This window comes from Escherichia sp. MOD1-EC6021, from assembly GCF_002965245.1.
Classification (GTDB): Bacteria; Pseudomonadota; Gammaproteobacteria; order Enterobacterales; family Enterobacteriaceae; genus Escherichia; species Escherichia coli_F.
In genome coordinates this window covers 23,261-40,628 of sequence record NZ_PTRU01000032.1, presented here as the reverse complement: position 1 = coordinate 40,628, position 17,368 = coordinate 23,261, and the positions used below count along the sequence as shown (strand labels likewise).

Sequence of the window (17,368 nt, the reverse complement as noted above, 5' to 3'; positions counted from 1 at the left end):
GCCGAACCATATACGTCTAAATGACCACCGTTTTCCAGCAACACATTGTCTGCCACGTTATTGTGAATAGAGAATGCACCTTCACTATTCGTACCGCTCACCGTCGACCAGTCAGTCATTGCTTTTAAAGCCGCGCCATCGTGCTGAGTAACATTTGTTGCCATACCACCTCTAACATCAAGCACGCCACCGGAATAAATTTCAATAACATCCGAGGTGCTGGTGTTATCAACAATTTGCGTACCACCAGAATAGATCTGAGTATTTTTTGCCGTTGACTTACTATTCAGAGACTGAGTTCCGCCTTCAATCGTGGTGAACATAGCCTGGCTGTTATTTAATTGTTGCGTTCCTCCACTCTTAATGGTGGTTATTTCTGCGGTACTTGAATCGACAACCTGTAGACCACCATCTATTGTGGTGTTCAGCGCATGGCTCTTAACTGTTCTTTGCTCGCCTCCATTCTTAATGGTAGTATTTTCTACACTGCTTGAGTCCACATACTGCCACCCCCCATCTATTGTTGTGTTCGTTGCCAGACTTCCTTGCGTAATCTCCTGATACCCGGACATATTTATCGTCGTACCGTCAACACGCCCCTGACTCGATACTGACTGGCTCCCACCATTAATTATTGTTCCATTCGCAGTTCCCCCCATTACTGTTGAACGACCGCTTATTATCGTTGTTGCATTACTGGTACCACCTACATAAACATACTGACTGCCACTCTGGATTATCGTCCCTGTGGAAATTCCCCCGTCCAGAATTGTCTGGCTGCCACCGTTAATGACTGTATTATTGGCCTGCCCCTGATGAGTACCATTGGCTGATACATATTGACGGCCACCAGATTCAATAATACTTCCATTAGATACCCCGCCATAAACATCCTGATAACCGTGGTTGATAATATGAGTGTTATTTGTTGTACCTCGTTCATCCACTCTTTGGACGCCATCTACAGTCTCATCGTTTACCACGCCAATAACGGTTGAAGTAAAAGCTGCCATCCCTGGTGGGGCATATATCAAAGCAGATATCAATAAGGAAAGTACTGAGCGGCGAAAATAATAGGGACTGGTCCTGTTCATAAATTTCATCCTCTGAAAAGTGAATACTGAGTAGCGTTTAAGCAACCTTAGCTCTGCTGCAACATCAGCCCATAGGCACCAGACCAGGGGATTAATCCTGAAGAGACAGCGCAAGTGTATTGTGTTCACCGCTCATCAAAGACATCATGATGAAATGATGATATTCCGCATAAGAAAGAGGCATTTTTTAAACGCAGTGCGCTGAAGTGTGGTTGGATAAAAAAGTCAATCTATTCAGGAAATACGGGCGTATTCTTTTCTTTCGACATTGAAGCCGTCGGAAAAATAAAATGATTTACATAATCGTTTCTGATGAATATCTTCTGCTCACATAAAAATCACGCAATAATATTGAGATTGCAGATTGTTTTACTTTTACAGCTTTCGTCCACCCATTGTTGGGCAAATATTGGTAGAGTCAGAGCACGAAAGTTAATACCACGTTCTCACAGCTCCTCCAACAGCACGGCAAGATGCCGCATACTGTGCCCCAGTCGGTTTAGTTTACAGACTACCAGTACGTCCCCTACCGATAATGTCCTGAGCCGTTTGTTCTGTCCGGGCCTGCTGCCACGGTTATGCGCTGAAGTGGTAACTCTGAGCACGCAGTTCATCAGTCAGGCGTGGTGCACCGTCACCCTATTATTGCTGGGTAAGATCAAAAAACTTTCAAGCGGCTAAGGAAAGTTGAACCAGACATTAGATGAAATATTTCAACCAATTACAGCACCAGTTCAGACACCGCCAACTCATCAAATAAATCAAGGGGTTACGTGAAAGTGTAGCCCCTTTTACTTTGGTAGTGACAGCAAAATGGATGCAGTGTGAAGAATAATCCCGTTTACTCAATCAATAATACATATTATTTCAATCTACGTTATTATCTCTTTGTAAAAATCGCCATTTATTTATCATTGAAAACTGCTTTTAGAACTTTATACAAGGGGCCTAGTCACAACAGGGCTATTCTCAACGGGCTCATCCTCAGAGGAACTATCATCAAAGTCATCATCCATAGATGAAATACCATCGAATGGTGCCACGCCCGTGATCATTTTTATTTTTTTATTACGATCAGATAAGACTCCATTTAAACCGTTTTCGCTCACAGGCTTTAATGATTTTTCATAACTCTCATTGTTAGCAGGCGTATTAAAAATACACGGAGTATCAACATCAAACAATGACGTCCCCCAGTTCACATATTTAATATCATAGTTACTGAAGTTCTGTCCAGAAAAGAAGCACCCCTTAAAGTCCAATCCACCTAAATTATATAAACCCCCCTCTTCTTTTGGGAGAGTAATTTTAATTCTGGCTATCTCCCAGACAAAATTGCCATTTTTGTATTTGAATACCGTTTCAAGATCTCCTCCAGACAGCTTGACTTCTGGAAATAATTTGAAATTAAACCCTACATTATTATGTGTGAACGTAGATGAACAAAAGATGGAAAAAGCTTGCAGTGCTGAATTATAGCTATCGATTTTATCTTGAGGCTGCGCTCTTGGTAAAAACTTATAGCAACACTCATAAAAATTAAGTAGAAACTCTGATGACCTTCCATTTTTATCAAATAATACCCGCTGAAAATGCTGCACAAACTTATTCGTTTTTTCTTGAATATCTATGGTGTGTTCCTTTGACTCTAACAAAGATGAATCCTGTTGAAGTGCATTGCTCATCTGGTTGAGGAACAACTGCATTTCTTTCAACTTATCTCCATAGTGACCTTTAACTTGCTGAGAATTTTTAGTTACAGTTGAAACCTTATCTGTGTGGTTTTCATATAAATTAGGTGATTCCATACAGTCATTTGGCGGCGTTTCTGAAATAACACTACGCGTTCTACCTGGCTGAAGTGAAGCAACATGAAAATCACTTTTTCTTATATTGTCGAATAGGGTCTGTTCATTTCTCTTAGCGCATTCAATAAACTGATCAACATTATTTTTATTAGATGACAGGTTAATTTCAGAAACCGCATTTTCTTTGTTCTCCAGCTTTAGTTTAACGAGAAAGTCTTCCCACACCGTTTTTTTTAAAAATACTACGTCAGGCTCACCATCAGCAACTAACTCTTGATTATTATCAAAGTGTACGTTGTATACTTTTAATTTATTTTCATTAGCATCATATTTAATACGTTTTAATTGTTCTCCGGATCCCATAATGACAAAAGCATTGCCTTCATGATATTTACATTCAGACATCATTTTTTGTAAAATTTCAAGAGCACCGTTATACGTCCCTGAGGCAGCTTCTTTACAAATTAATTTTATAATACTATAAGCTAGTAACTCCATGGATTTAGAAGATTTTCTTTCATTACAATTTCCACTATTTATAAATGTGCTAGTGTTAATTTCGTTGCTTTTACTAACTAACATTGTCTTTTCCTCAGTTAATGTCTACATGACTATTTTTAATGTTATTATTGTTTGTCACTATAAAAAATCGCTCATTTGAGACAATTGCTGGCATTAACAGCTTCATATGCTATACATGGTACTTTTAATTAATTTAGCACAGGAATGTTAAATTTAATAAACAAAAGGTTATTTCGCTGTATGATGAAAACCACCCGTTATAATTTATTTGTGAAAATCGTTTTTCGAGTATTAGAAATTTATATCTAAATAGCGTTGATTAATGAGCAAAGCAAGACTCCTGTAACGCTCACAAGACCCTTCTGCATGCGACGGCGGTTCTAGTCAGTAGTAGATGTTTAAGGCGTGGCAGAGACATTTCATCCTTACTCTACGGCATTGTTCTACATACATTGGTCGTGGTACTCACTCAGCATAAGTGAGCGAACAGAGAATAGTTCAGTGATTTGAGTAATTAACCTGATTAAATGAATGGGTATAATAAATGATAATACTCTGGCTTTATCGTTAATTACTTAATTCCACATGTAAGCAATTTGCCCGCTTGGCATAGCGGGCATTTTTTCCAGGTACTTTTGAATGAGTACTGATGGATAAATACATTGCAGTGGCGTGCCACGTACCAAAACACCAGCCCTCATTCGAAACCACCCACCACACTTCTTCCTTGAAATGGCGTTAGTCGTGAAATATAGACCGCCATCGAGTACCCCTTGTACCCTTAACTCTTCCTGATACGTGAATGCTGATATGGTGGCCCTTGCTGGACTTGAACCAGCGACCAAGCGATTATGAGTCGCCTGCTCTAACCACTGAGCTAAAGGGCCTTGAGTATGCAATAACAATACTTATAAACCACGCAATAAACATGATGATCTTATGATGTAAATAACAGATTTTTATGCGTTCTCATTCATCCTGGGTCGTCATTACCTGCGACATAAAACCCGACACCGCTTCCATTCACAAAGTCGATACTCTCAGTCAACAAGCAGATGCTAATACTTAGCACTATTTATAGTTACCATCGATTCAATGATAGTTTGTAATGATTTTGTATCTAATAATATAACTTTATTACATTAGCTGAAGAGTTTTCGCATCATTATGATATCTGTTACTTTTCACCCCATAAAAATAAACTTCATATAGCAATATATTCTTTCATAGATCTTATTCTGCTAATCATTAGTTTCGTATGAGCGATTTTTGACAGTTGCCTCTCCAGACCACATCGATAATTAAAAAAACAGATTTAAGCATTATCCTTTTCCATATAAATATTGGATAAAAGTAGGACATCTGTTTGCAATTACTTTCACAACAATTAAACATTTTTATGTTTCCGTATACACCATATTACTCTACCATTAGAGGAACTTTATTATGTTTTCTATAAAACCAGGACCAAGAAATTTACCTATCGACAACCCCACATTGTTATCATGGAACATTACTGACGGGGATCTAAATTCCAAATTAAATACATTAGAATATCTAAACTGTATAACAAATATTATTAATTCTTGTGGAGTTTATCCTCAGGATTTAAAAGACAGAGAAATTATATCAACTTTTCACGCAGAAAAAATCATTAATGATCTGTTAAAAAACGATTATAAAATTTCCCTTTTTCCAGATACAACTTACCGAGAGTTGAATAAAGCAGCACAGCGTAGCATTACAGCGCCAGACAGGATAGGAGAAGGAAAAACATGGGTTTATCAACGAGATACAATGATTGAAAGAGGTGATAACAGCGGTGTTCATCAGTATGGTCCAGCTGAACATTTCACTCACATTATATCTGACAAACCGTCTCCAAAAGATAAGTATGTTGCATATGCTATTAACATTCCTGACTATGAACTGGCAGCTGATGTATATAATATTAACGTAACGTCACCTTCCGGCCAGCAAGAAACATTTAAAATATTAATCAATCCAGAACATCTACGGCAAACACTTGAGCGTAAATCTCTTACTGCTGATCAGAAATCACAATGTGAAATCATCACACCCAAAAAACCTGGCGAGGCGATTCTTCATGCTTTTAATGCCACCTACCAGCAAATCAGGAAAAATATGGCCGAGTTTGCACGTTGCCATTATGGTTATATACAAATCCCTCCCGTAACAACTTTCCGCGCCGACGGACCAGAAACACCTGAAGAAGAAAAAGGTTACTGGTATCACGCTTATCAACCCGAAGATCTTTGTACCATCCATAATCCAATGGGAGATTTGCAGGATTTTATCGCATTGGTTAAAGATGCCAAAAAATTTGGCATCGATATCATTCCTGATTATACATTTAACTTTATGGGAATCGGGGGTAGTGGTAAAAATGATCTGGATTATCCCTCTGCCGATATACGAGCGAAGATTAGTAAAGATATAGAAAGTGGTATCCCTGGCTATTGGCAAGGTCAGGTCTTGATTCCCTTTATTATAGATCCAGTAACAAAAGAACGTGACCAAATCCATCCAGAAGATATACATCTCACTGCAAAAGACTTCGAAGCAAGTAAAGATAATATTTCTAAGGATGAATGGGAAAACCTCCATGCATTAAAAGAAAAGCGTTTAAATGGAATGCCTAAAACAACACCCAAAAGTGACCAGGTTATTATGTTGCAAAATCAATACGTTCGTGAAATGCGAAAATATGGCGTACGAGGTTTACGTTATGATGCAGCAAAACACTCAAAACATGAACAAATAGAGAGGTCGATAACCCCACCGCTTAAAAATTATAATGAGCGGTTGCACAATACAAATTTATTTAATCCAAAATATCAAAAAAAAGCTGTTATGAATTACATGGAATACCTGGTAACTTGTCCGTTAGATGAACAACAAATGTCATCGCTGCTTTATGAAAGAGATGATTTAAGCGCCATTGATTTTTCATTGCTCATGAAGACGATACAAGCCTTTTCATTCGGTGGAGATCTCCAAACCCTTGCATCAAAACCGGGTTCCGCAATCTCAAGCATCCCATCAGAAAGACGGATATTGATTAACATCAACCACGATTTCCCTAACAATGGTAATCTTTTCAATGACTTTTTATTTAACCATCAGCAAGATGAACAATTAGCAATGGCATATATGGCCGCTCTCCCGTTCAGCAGGCCTTTAGTTTACTGGGATGGTCAGGTATTAAAATCAACGACTGAGATTAAAAATGATGATGGGTCCACTCGTGTCGGCGGTGAGGCGTGGCTTAATAAAGGTTGCTCTACCTATCAGCAGCTCTACAATGAATTCCACGCATTATATATAGATAAAGAAGGAATATGGAGCGCATTTGAGGGTGTATTTGCAACTAAAAATGTTCTGGCCTTTAGTCGTGGGGATTCTGTGAACATTAATCACTCTCCTCATGATGGACTAGTTATAATAAATAAAGGAAACGAAGAAGTTGAAGGTACCTGGCCTAACAAATTGCAACCAGGAATATATAAAAACATGGGGAGTAATAGCATTACCATTAATAATAATAATACACGCAAAAGTATTCCCCCTGGTAAAGTATTTACGCTTAGAGGCGGAGCTCTAAATATCAATATTCCTGGGCGCAGCGCTCTTCTTTTAGGGAAAACAGGAGAACCGCCGAACTATTTCTATTTGTAATTTAATGTTATATCTGCCCCGCTAAAACGGGGCAGATGATATGTTTAGTTTACTAACGGTCATTTTGCAGTGAAGCCATTTACTGTTTTTTATCGACCAGATAATCTGTTCTCTGATGGTAGCTCTCCCTAACCTGTTGCTTTAGTTATTCATTTCCTGTCTCCTTTGCCTTAATACCCTACATTAAATGTTACTAATTTGTTGCTTTTGATCACAATAAGAAAACAATATGTCGCTTTTGTGCGCATTTTTCAGAAATGTAGATATTTTTAGATTATGGCTACGAAATGAGCATCGCCATGTCACCCTACATCTCATAAGAGGATCGCTTCTGATGAATGCACTGACCGCCGTACAAAATAACGCTGTCGATTCAGGCAAGGACTATAGCGGATTCACTCTCATCCCGTCGGCGCAATCCCCGCGTCTGCTGGAACTCACCTTCACCGAACAGACGACCAAACAGTTTCTCGAGCAGGTTGCCGAATGGCCCGTGCAGGCGCTGGAGTACAAATCGTTTCTGCGCTTTCGGGTAGGCAAAATTCTTGATGATTTGTGTGCGAATCAGCTGCAACCGTTGCTGTTGAAGACGCTGCTAAACCGTGCTGAAGGTGCGCTGTTAATTAATGCGCTAGGTGTCGATGATGTCGCGCAGGCAGATGAGATGGTGAAGCTCGCAACGGCGGTGGCGCATCTGATTGGTCGCTCAAATTTCGACGCCATGAGCGGTCAGTATTACGCGCGTTTTGTAGTGAAAAATGTCGATAACTCAGACAGCTATCTGCGTCAGCCGCATCGTGTGATGGAGCTGCACAACGACGGCACCTACGTCGAAGAAATCACTGATTACGTGCTGATGATGAAAATCGACGAGCAAAACATGCAGGGCGGAAATTCGCTGCTGCTGCATCTCGATGACTGGGAACATCTGGAGCACTATTTCCGCCACCCGCTGGCGCGTCGCCCAATGCGTTTCGCCGCGCCGCCGAGCAAAAACGTCAGCAAAGATGTTTTCCATCCGGTGTTCGACGTCGATCAGCAGGGCCGCCCGGTGATGCGCTATATCGACCAGTTCGTCCAGCCGAAGGATTTCGAGGAAGGCGTGTGGTTGAGCGAGCTTTCAGACGCCATTGAAACCAGCAAAGGCATTTTGTCTGTACCCGTTCCCGTTGGCAAATTCCTGTTGATAAACAATCTGTTCTGGCTACATGGACGCGACCGCTTTACTCCGCATCCGGATCTGCGTCGCGAACTGATGCGCCAGAGCGGCTATTTCGCTTACGCCACTCACCACTACCAGACGCATCAGTAAGCGCAAAGGAATCGAGCGGATGTATGATTTTGTGATTATTGGCGGCGGCATCATTGGCATGTCGACCGCCATGCAACTGATTGATGTCTATCCGGATGCACGCATTGCGTTGCTGGAAAAAGAGTCCGGCCCGGCCTGTCACCAGACGGGCCACAACAGCGGCGTGATCCATGCCGGGGTCTATTACACGCCCGGCAGCCTGAAGGCGCAGTTTTGCCTGGCGGGAAACCGCGCCACCAAAGCCTTTTGCGATCAAAACGGCATTCGCTACGACAACTGCGGCAAGATGCTGGTCGCCACGTCCGATCTCGAAATGGAGCGGATGCGGGCGTTATGGGAACGCACAGCGGCGAACGGTATTGAGCGCGAGTGGTTAAACGCCGAGGAGCTACGCGAGCGCGAACCGAATATCACCGGACTGGGCGGCATTTTTGTGCCGTCCAGCGGTATTGTCAGCTACCGCGAAGTGACAGCGGCAATGGCAAAAATCTTCCAGGCCAGAGGCGGTGAGATTATTTATAACGCCGAAGTCAGCGCCCTCAGTGAGCATAAAAACGGCGTGGTGATACGGACCCGTCAGGGCGGTGAATATGAAGCATCGACGCTGATTAGCTGTTCCGGGCTGATGGCTGACCGGCTGGTGAAAATGCTCGGCCTCGAGCCGGGCTTTATCATTTGCCCGTTCCGTGGCGAATATTTCCGCCTTGGCCCGGCGCATAACCAGATTGTTAACCACCTGATTTACCCCATTCCCGACCCGGCAATGCCATTTTTAGGCGTTCATCTCACCCGGATGATCGACGGCAGCGTGACCGTCGGGCCAAACGCGGTGCTGGCGTTCAAACGCGAAGGCTATCGCAAGCGCGACTTCTCATTTAGCGACACGCTGGAGATTTTGGGCTCGTCGGGGATTCGCCGGGTGCTGCAAAACCATCTACGCTCAGGACTGGGCGAGATGAAAAACTCGCTGTGCAAAAGCGGCTATCTGCGGCTGGTGCAAAAGTATTGTCCCGGGCTTTCGTTAAGCGATCTCCAGCCCTGGCCCGCCGGTGTGCGGGCGCAGGCAGTATCGCCGGACGGCAAGCTGATTGACGATTTTCTGTTTGTCACCACCCCGCGCACGATCCACACCTGCAATGCGCCCTCCCCAGCAGCGACATCAGCAATTCCTATTGGTGCGCATATTGTCAGCAAGGTACAAACGCTGTTGGCAAGCCAGAGTAACCCCGGACGCACGCTGCGAGCGGCACGTAGTGTGGATGCCTTACACGCCGCCTTTAATCAATAACCTTTGAAAACAGGATGTAGCGATGAAACTGAACGACAGTAACTTATTCCGCCAGCAGGCGTTAATTAACGGGGAGTGGCTGGACGCCAACAATGGCGAAGTCATCGAGGTCACTAATCCGGCAAACGGCGACAAGCTGGGTAGCGTACCCAAAATGGGCGCAGATGAAACCCGCGCCGCTATCGACGCCGCCAACCGCGCCCTGCCCGCCTGGCGTGCCCTTACCGCCAAAGAACGCGCCAACATTCTGCGCAACTGGTTCAATTTGATGATGGAGCATCAGGACGATTTAGCGCGCCTGATGACCCTCGAACAGGGCAAACCGCTGGCGGAAGCGAAAGGCGAAATCAGCTACGCCGCCTCCTTTATTGAGTGGTTTGCCGAAGAAGGCAAGCGTATTTATGGCGACACCATTCCCGGTCATCAGGCCGATAAACGCCTGATTGTTATCAAGCAGCCGATTGGCGTTACCGCCGCTATCACGCCGTGGAACTTCCCGGCGGCGATGATTACCCGTAAAGCCGGTCCGGCGTTGGCGGCAGGCTGCACGATGGTGCTGAAGCCCGCCAGTCAGACGCCGTTCTCTGCGCTGGCGCTGGCAGAGCTGGCGATTCGCGCGGGCATTCCGGCTGGCGTATTTAACGTGGTCACCGGTTCGGCGGGCGCGGTCGGTAACGAACTGACCAGCAATCCGCTGGTGCGCAAGCTGTCGTTTACCGGCTCGACCGAAATTGGCCGTCAGTTAATGGAACAGTGCGCGAAAGACATCAAAAAAGTGTCGCTGGAGCTGGGCGGCAACGCACCGTTTATTGTCTTTGACGATGCCGATCTCGATAAAGCCGTGGAAGGCGCGCTGGCCTCGAAATTCCGTAACGCCGGGCAAACCTGCGTCTGCGCCAACCGCCTGTATGTGCAGGACGGCGTGTATGACCGCTTTGCCGAAAAATTGCAGCAGGCGGTGAGCAAACTGCACATCGGTGATGGGCTGGAAAAAGGCGTCACCATTGGGCCACTGATCGATGAAAAAGCGGTAGCAAAAGTGGAAGAGCATATCGCCGATGCGCTGGAGAAAGGCGCGCGCGTGGTTTGCGGAGGCAAAGCGCATGAACGCGGCGGCAACTTCTTCCAGCCGACCATTCTGGTGGATGTTCCGGCCAACGCCAAAGTGTCGAAAGAAGAGACGTTCGGCCCCCTCGCCCCGCTGTTCCGCTTTAAAGATGAAACCGATGTGATTGCGCAGGCCAATGACACCGAGTTTGGCCTTGCCGCCTATTTTTACGCCCGTGATTTAAGCCGCGTCTTCCGCGTGGGCGAGGCGCTGGAATACGGCATCGTCGGTATCAATACCGGCATTATTTCCAATGAAGTGGCCCCGTTCGGCGGCATAAAAGCCTCGGGGCTGGGTCGTGAAGGTTCGAAGTATGGCATCGAAGATTATTTAGAAATCAAATACATGTGCATCGGTCTTTAACTGGAGAACGCGAATGAGCAGCAATAAAGAGTTAATGCAACGCCGCAGTCAGGCGATTCCCCGTGGCGTTGGGCAAATTCACCCGATTTTCGCTGACCGCGCGGAAAACTGCCGGGTGTGGGACGTTGAAGGCCGTGAGTATCTTGATTTCGCGGGCGGGATTGCGGTGCTCAATACCGGGCACCTGCATCCGAAAGTGGTTGCGGCGGTGGAAGCGCAGTTGAAAAAACTGTCGCACACCTGCTTCCAGGTGCTGGCCTACGAGCCGTATCTGGAGCTGTGCGAGATTATGAATCAGAAGGTGCCAGGCGATTTTGCCAAAAAAACGCTGCTGGTGACGACTGGTTCCGAAGCGGTGGAAAACGCGGTGAAAATCGCCCGCGCCGCCACCAAACGTAGCGGCACCATCGCCTTTAGCGGCGCGTATCACGGGCGCACGCACTATACGCTGGCGCTGACTGGCAAGGTGAATCCGTACTCTGCTGGGATGGGCCTGATGCCGGGCCATGTTTATCGCGCGCTTTATCCTTGCCCGCTCCACGGGATCAGTGAAGATGACGCTATCGCAAGTATTCACCGAATTTTTAAAAATGACGCGGCGCCGGAAGATATCGCCGCCATCGTGATTGAGCCGGTTCAGGGCGAAGGCGGTTTCTACGCCGCGACGCCAGCCTTTATGCAGCGTTTACGTGCGCTGTGTGACGAGCACGGGATCATGTTGATTGCCGATGAAGTGCAAAGCGGCGCGGGGCGTACCGGCACGCTGTTTGCGATGGAACAAATGGGCGTGGCACCTGATCTCACCACCTTTGCGAAATCGATCGCAGGCGGTTTCCCGCTGGCGGGCGTCACCGGGCGCGCCGAAGTGATGGACGCTGTCGCTCCGGGCGGCTTAGGCGGCACTTATGCGGGTAACCCGATTGCCTGCGTCGCGGCGCTGGAAGTGTTGAAGGTGTTTGAACAGGAAAATCTGCTGCAAAAAGCCAACGATCTGGGGCAAAAGCTGAAAGACGGATTGCTGGCGATCGCCGAAAAACACACTGAGGTAGGCGACGTTCGCGGGCTGGGGGCGATGATTGCTATCGAGCTGTTTGAAGGTGGCGATCACAGTAAACCGGACGCCAAACTCACCGCCGACATCGTGGCGCGCGCCCGCGATAAAGGCCTGATTCTTCTCTCCTGCGGCCCGTATTACAACGTGCTGCGCATCCTTGTCCCGCTCACTATTGAAGATGCTCAGATCCGTCAGGGTCTGGAGATCATCAGCCAGTGTTTTGATGAGGCGAAGCAGTAGCACCGCACCCATGCCGGAGGCGACGCTTTGCGTCTTGTCCGGCCTACGGAAATGTAGGTCGGATAAGGCGTTTACGCCGCATCCGACATTCGGCGCACCATGCCGGAGGCGACGCTTCGCGTCTTGTCCGGCCTACGAGAATCCAAGTCGGATAAGGCGTTTACGCCGCATCCGACAATCTGTACGTGAACAGGAATAAATCTATGTCGGCCGGATAAGGCGGAGCCGCTCTCCGGCAAAAAGAACCAATAACAATTACACGCGTGACCCGACGCGGGAAATGTCGGGGCGCTCTCCCAAGTGACACACTTTCGAGAGGATTCAGGATGGGGCAATCATCGCAACCACATGAGTTAGGCGGCGGGCTGAAGTCACGCCACGTCACCATGTTGTCTATTGCCGGTGTTATCGGCGCAAGTCTGTTTGTCGGTTCCAGCGTCGCCATCGCCGAAGCGGGTCCAGCGGTATTACTGGCCTATCTGTTCGCCGGATTACTGGTGGTTATGATTATGCGAATGCTGGCGGAAATGGCGGTTGCCACGCCCGACACGGGTTCGTTTTCCACCTATGCCGATAAAGCTATTGGTCGTTGGGCGGGTTATACCATCGGCTGGCTGTACTGGTGGTTTTGGGTACTGGTTATCCCGCTGGAAGCCAATATCGCCGCCATGATCCTGCACTCGTGGGTTCCAGGCATTCCTATCTGGTTGTTTTCCCTCGTCATTACCCTCGCCTTAACTGGCAGTAATTTATTAAGCGTTAAAAACTACGGCGAATTTGAGTTCTGGCTGGCGCTGTGCAAAGTCATTGCCATTCTGGCATTTATATTCCTTGGTGCAGTCGCAATTAGCGGTTTTTACCCGTATGCCGAAGTGAGCGGGATCTCAAGATTGTGGGATAGCGGCGGCTTTATGCCCAATGGCTTCGGTGCGGTATTAAGCGCGATGTTGATCACCATGTTCTCGTTTATGGGCGCAGAAATTGTCACCATTGCCGCCGCGGAATCCGACACGCCGGAAAAACATATTGTCCGCGCCACCAACTCGGTTATCTGGCGTATTTCTATCTTCTATTTGTGCTCTATTTTTGTCGTCGTGGCATTAATACCGTGGAATATGCCGGGACTGAAAGCCGTTGGATCTTATCGCTCGGTTCTGGAATTGCTCAATATTCCTCATGCGAAATTAATCATGGACTGCGTGATATTACTTTCCGTAACCAGTTGCCTGAACTCGGCGCTGTATACCGCGTCAAGGATGCTCTACTCCTTAAGCCGTCGCGGTGATGCACCCGCGGTAATGGGCAAAATTAACCGCAGTAAAACCCCGTACGTGGCGGTGTTACTCTCCACCGGCGCGGCGTTTTTAACGGTGGTGGTTAACTATTACGCACCGGCGAAAGTGTTTAAATTTCTGATCGACAGCTCCGGCGCTATCGCCCTGCTGGTTTATTTAGTCATCGCCGTTTCGCAATTACGAATGCGCAAAATCCTGCGAGCAGAAGGAAGCGAAATTCGCCTGCGAATGTGGCTTTACCCGTGGCTCACCTGGCTGGTAATCGGCTTTATTACCTTTGTGTTGGTAGTGATGCTATTCCGCCCGGCGCAACAGTTAGAAGTGATCTCCACCGGTTTATTAGCGATAGGGATAATCTGTACCGTGCCGATTATGGCGCGCTGGAAAAAACTGGTATTGTGGCAAAAAACACCCGTTCATAATACGCGCTAATAATGATCAGGAGTCACACCATGACCATTACGTCTCTGGATGGCTATCGCTGGCTGAAGAACGATATTATTCGCGGTAATTTTCAACCGGATGAAAAATTACGGATGAGTTTGCTGACATCGCGTTATGCACTTGGCGTTGGGCCGTTGCGGGAAGCGCTTTCGCAACTGGTAGCAGAACGACTGGTCACGGTGGTGAATCAAAAAGGGTATCGGGTGGCGTCTATGTCAGAGCAGGAGCTGCTCGATATTTTCGACGCCCGCGCCAATATGGAAGCGATGCTGGTCAGTCTGGCGATTGCCCGCGGTGGCGATGAATGGGAGGCAGACGTTCTCGCAAAAGCGCATCTGCTGAGTAAGCTGGAGGCCTGTGACGCCAGTGAGAAAATGCTTGATGAGTGGGATCTGCGTCATCAGGCGTTTCATACGGCAATTGTGGCGGGCTGTGGTTCTCACTATTTGCTGCAAATGCGTGAACGGTTGTTTGATCTGGCGGCGCGCTATCGATTTATCTGGCTGCGGCGAACAGTGCTTTCGGTGGAAATGCTGGAGGATAAACGCGATCAGCACCAGACCCTGACTGCGGCGGTACTGGCGCGAGATACCGCGCGCGCCAGTGAGTTAATGCGCCAGCATTTACTGACGCCAATTCCCATTATCCAGCAAGCAATGGCTGGCAATTAACTACTCTTCAGGAATACGCAACACTTGCCCCGGGTAAATTTTATCCGGGCTTTTTAGCATCGGTTTATTCGCTTCGAAGATTTTATTGTACAGATTGGCATTACCGTAGACCTGTTTGGAAATGGCACTCAGAGTGTCGCCAGACTTAACGGTATAAAACTGGCTGGCAGTGGCTGGTGTCGCCGTTTTCACCTGATCATCGACACTGGCAATACCGGAAATATTCCCCACCGCAACAAGGATTTTCTCCTTCGCCTCCTGACTTAAGCCGTCACCAGTGACCGTCGCTTTGCCGTCGGCAATTTGAATATTCACTTTATCGGCATCAGGTATACCGGTTTTGTTCAAATGCTCCTGCACCTTCTTCGCCTGATCGTCTTTATCGTGCTGACCTGTAACCGCGTCCCAGAGTTTTTCTCCAGCATCTTTCACAAAATTGAACAGACCCATAGCTACCTCATTCGTTAACGGAAACACTCAGAAAGTGTAGCAGAGGAACGCGGCGCGTTAACGCCGCGGGGGTGAGGACAGGTTTAATCGCGGGTTTGCACCCAGAACGCGTGAATCAAACCGGGGATATACCCAAGCAGTGTCAGCAGAATATTAATAATGAACGCCCAACCGAACCCTTTACCGAGCAGCACGCCGAGCGGCGGCAGAATGATGGTGATGACGATTCTCCAGAAACCCATATGTACTCCCTATAAGAAAATTACTCATTGTTTAAAAAGAGATTTTATCTCTTAAGCGTAGTAATTTTAGCGGAGCCTGCCAGTTTCAGCTTACGCTTTTACTCTCATTTACGCTGCTGATGCTGGCATATGTTGTATTTTTAGTTTAGAGTTTACTTAATTTAGAAAATACTTAAATAACTATGACTGAACTCGCGCAATTACAGGCCAGTGCCGAACAGGCAGCAGCCTTATTGAAAGCAATGAGCCACCCCAAACGGTTGCTGATTCTGTGCATGCTTAGCGGTTCCCCCGGTACCAGCGCGGGAGAGCTGACGCGCATTACCGGATTGAGTGCCTCTGCGACATCACAGCATCTCGCGCGTATGCGAGACGAAGGGCTTATCGACAGCCAACGGGATGCCCAACGCATTCTATATTCCATTAAAAATGAGGCGGTAAATGCCATTATCGCCACCCTGAAAAATGTCTATTGTCCGTAAGGAGTCACTATGGCTTTGACAACCATTTCGCCGCATGATGCACAAGAATTAATCGCACGCGGCGCAAAGTTAATCGATATTCGTGATGCTGATGAATATCTTCGTGAACATATTCCTGAAGCAGATCTGGCTCCATTATCTGTGCTCGAACAGTCAGGTCTTCCGGCTAAATTACGTCGTGAGCAAATTATCTTCCACTGCCAGGCAGGTAAACGCACCAGTAATAACGCCGATAAATTAGCAGCGATTGCCGCACCCGCAGAAATCTTTTTACTCGAAGATGGGATTGATGGCTGGAAAAAAGCAGGATTGCCAGTAGCGGTAAATAAATCTCAACCCTTGCCGTTAATGCGCCAGGTGCAGATCGCCGCGGGTGGTTTAATATTAATCGGTGTTGTACTGGGTTATACCGTAAATAGCGGTTTCTTCTTATTAAGCGGCTTTGTTGGTGCCGGGTTACTGTTTGCAGGAATTAGCGGTTTTTGTGGGATGGCAAGGTTGTTAGATAAGATGCCGTGGAACCAACAAGCTTGAGAAGCGACGCCGGACGCGCCATAGCAGCGACATCCGGCCTCAGTAATTAGATCAGGAAATCGTCGAGAGATTTACCTTCTGCCAGCGCCTGAGCGATTGGCTTCGGTGTACGGCCCTGACCGGTCCAGGTTTTAGTTTCACCGTTAACATCGGTGAATTTATATTTTGCCGGACGCGGCTGGCGTTTTTTACCAGCGCGTGGTGCGGCAGCAGAGCTATTACCCAATAACTCTTCCGGGTTAATTCCGTCAGCTTTCATCAGCTCCAGCCAGGTACTAATTTTTTCCTGGCGCTCTGCCAGTTCACGCTGCTGCTGTTCTTCTTCTTCACGTCTTTCTTTAGTGACAACCCTGAATTTTTCGAGCATTTCTTCAAGAACGTCAATGGAGAATTCGCGAGCCATCGCACGGAGAGTGCGAATGTTATTTAGACTTTGTAACATTACGGACATAATAAAGGAAACCTTTTAACGCCAAAACAAAAAGTATTTCGTCGCGTAGTGTAAGCGATCACTTATTATATTTCCACAAAATTTAATCTATTTACAGTCCTGCACGAGATTATTTCAGCTGTTATTTTCTGAAACTCTCAGAATAATTTCAAGATTATATATTAGCCAATTTGATGAGTAATTTCGGTTATTGGTGAACAGAGCGGCGCTCTCTGCTCGCTAATTCCGCAAGCCTGATAAAACCAAATCGAATAAAAATGCAATATATACGAATAAAAATAAACATCACTCACTGGTGCTTTCTGCTGTTA

At 46.7% G+C, this 17,368-nt stretch carries 15 protein-coding genes, 1 tRNA gene and 1 pseudogene; 9 read left to right on the top strand and 8 right to left on the bottom strand.

Features of this window, described 5'->3' with window-relative positions:
- The 5 genes and pseudogenes from BEB54_RS23615 to BEB54_RS23595 form a co-directional block, all read right to left on the bottom strand.
- A partial coding sequence (locus BEB54_RS23615) for an AIDA repeat-containing protein (RefSeq protein ID WP_172953788.1) occupies nucleotides 1–1,094 on the bottom strand: 1,094 nt, incomplete at its 3' end.
- 91 nt (nucleotides 1,095–1,185) lie between these two features.
- A complete protein-coding gene (locus tag BEB54_RS23610; RefSeq protein WP_072000982.1) occupies nucleotides 1,186–1,278 on the bottom strand; it encodes an ATPase in 93 nt (30 codons plus the stop codon).
- 265 nt (nucleotides 1,279–1,543) lie between these two features.
- Nucleotides 1,544–1,708: pseudogene (locus BEB54_RS23605) on the bottom strand (recombinase family protein); the annotation flags it as partial.
- A 321-nt stretch (nucleotides 1,709–2,029) separates the two neighbouring features.
- Nucleotides 2,030–3,484 carry a YpjCB family protein gene (gene ypjCB, locus BEB54_RS23600; RefSeq protein WP_105277770.1) on the bottom strand — a complete coding sequence of 485 codons (1,455 nt, stop codon included), beginning with the start codon at nucleotides 3,482–3,484 and terminating at the stop codon, nucleotides 2,030–2,032.
- A gap of 751 nt (nucleotides 3,485–4,235) precedes the next feature.
- A tRNA-Ile gene (locus tag BEB54_RS23595) sits at nucleotides 4,236–4,311 on the bottom strand.
- Between the two features lie 559 nt (nucleotides 4,312–4,870).
- Between BEB54_RS23595 and BEB54_RS23590 the strand changes: the two genes are divergently transcribed.
- The 7 genes from BEB54_RS23590 to csiR all read left to right on the top strand — a co-directional run bounded on the left by BEB54_RS23590 (nucleotide 4,871) and on the right by csiR (nucleotide 14,898).
- Nucleotides 4,871–7,123: an alpha amylase C-terminal domain-containing protein gene (locus tag BEB54_RS23590; RefSeq protein ID WP_105277769.1), complete on the top strand. Its 2,253-nt coding sequence runs from the start codon at nucleotides 4,871–4,873 to the stop codon at nucleotides 7,121–7,123.
- 334 nt (nucleotides 7,124–7,457) lie between these two features.
- On the top strand, nucleotides 7,458–8,435 hold the full coding sequence (gene glaH, locus BEB54_RS23585; RefSeq protein ID WP_105282300.1) for a glutarate dioxygenase GlaH: 978 nt from the start codon (nucleotides 7,458–7,460) through the stop codon (nucleotides 8,433–8,435).
- A gap of 19 nt (nucleotides 8,436–8,454) precedes the next feature.
- The gene (gene lhgO / locus BEB54_RS23580) at nucleotides 8,455–9,723 is read left to right on the top strand and encodes an L-2-hydroxyglutarate oxidase (protein WP_105272289.1); all 1,269 of its coding nucleotides are present in this window, start codon (nucleotides 8,455–8,457) and stop codon (nucleotides 9,721–9,723) included.
- 22 nt (nucleotides 9,724–9,745) lie between these two features.
- Nucleotides 9,746–11,194: an NADP-dependent succinate-semialdehyde dehydrogenase gene (gene gabD / locus BEB54_RS23575; RefSeq protein ID WP_046081156.1), complete on the top strand. Its 1,449-nt coding sequence runs from the start codon at nucleotides 9,746–9,748 to the stop codon at nucleotides 11,192–11,194.
- Nucleotides 11,195–11,207: 13 nt separating this feature from the next.
- The gene (gabT, locus tag BEB54_RS23570; RefSeq protein WP_105277767.1) at nucleotides 11,208–12,488 is read left to right on the top strand and encodes a 4-aminobutyrate--2-oxoglutarate transaminase; all 1,281 of its coding nucleotides are present in this window, start codon (nucleotides 11,208–11,210) and stop codon (nucleotides 12,486–12,488) included.
- Between the two features lie 326 nt (nucleotides 12,489–12,814).
- A complete protein-coding gene (gabP, locus tag BEB54_RS23565) occupies nucleotides 12,815–14,215 on the top strand; it encodes a GABA permease (RefSeq protein WP_001295173.1) in 1,401 nt (466 codons plus the stop codon).
- Between the two features lie 20 nt (nucleotides 14,216–14,235).
- Complete coding sequence (gene csiR, locus BEB54_RS23560) at nucleotides 14,236–14,898, top strand: DNA-binding transcriptional regulator CsiR (RefSeq protein WP_000156814.1); 663 nt, start codon at nucleotides 14,236–14,238, stop codon at nucleotides 14,896–14,898.
- On the opposite strand, the gene kbp is transcribed toward csiR, so the two are convergent.
- On the bottom strand, nucleotides 14,899–15,348 hold the full coding sequence (kbp, locus tag BEB54_RS23555) for a potassium binding protein Kbp (RefSeq protein WP_000522415.1): 450 nt from the start codon (nucleotides 15,346–15,348) through the stop codon (nucleotides 14,899–14,901).
- Between the two features lie 83 nt (nucleotides 15,349–15,431).
- Nucleotides 15,432–15,590, bottom strand: coding sequence for a YqaE/Pmp3 family membrane protein (locus BEB54_RS23550; protein WP_000508177.1), 159 nt, complete (start codon nucleotides 15,588–15,590; stop codon nucleotides 15,432–15,434).
- Between the two features lie 182 nt (nucleotides 15,591–15,772).
- Here BEB54_RS23550 and BEB54_RS23545 point away from each other — a divergent pair, with 182 nt between their 5' ends.
- Both BEB54_RS23545 and ygaP read left to right on the top strand, forming a co-directional pair.
- Nucleotides 15,773–16,072: an ArsR/SmtB family transcription factor gene (locus BEB54_RS23545; protein WP_000137280.1), complete on the top strand. Its 300-nt coding sequence runs from the start codon at nucleotides 15,773–15,775 to the stop codon at nucleotides 16,070–16,072.
- Nucleotides 16,073–16,081: 9 nt separating this feature from the next.
- Complete coding sequence (ygaP, locus tag BEB54_RS23540; protein WP_001229453.1) at nucleotides 16,082–16,606, top strand: thiosulfate sulfurtransferase YgaP; 525 nt, start codon at nucleotides 16,082–16,084, stop codon at nucleotides 16,604–16,606.
- A gap of 46 nt (nucleotides 16,607–16,652) precedes the next feature.
- Here the strand turns inward: ygaP and stpA are convergent, their stop codons facing one another.
- Nucleotides 16,653–17,057 carry a DNA-binding protein StpA gene (gene stpA, locus BEB54_RS23535; protein WP_000115383.1) on the bottom strand — a complete coding sequence of 135 codons (405 nt, stop codon included), beginning with the start codon at nucleotides 17,055–17,057 and terminating at the stop codon, nucleotides 16,653–16,655.
- Nucleotides 17,058–17,368 lie beyond the last annotated feature (311 nt).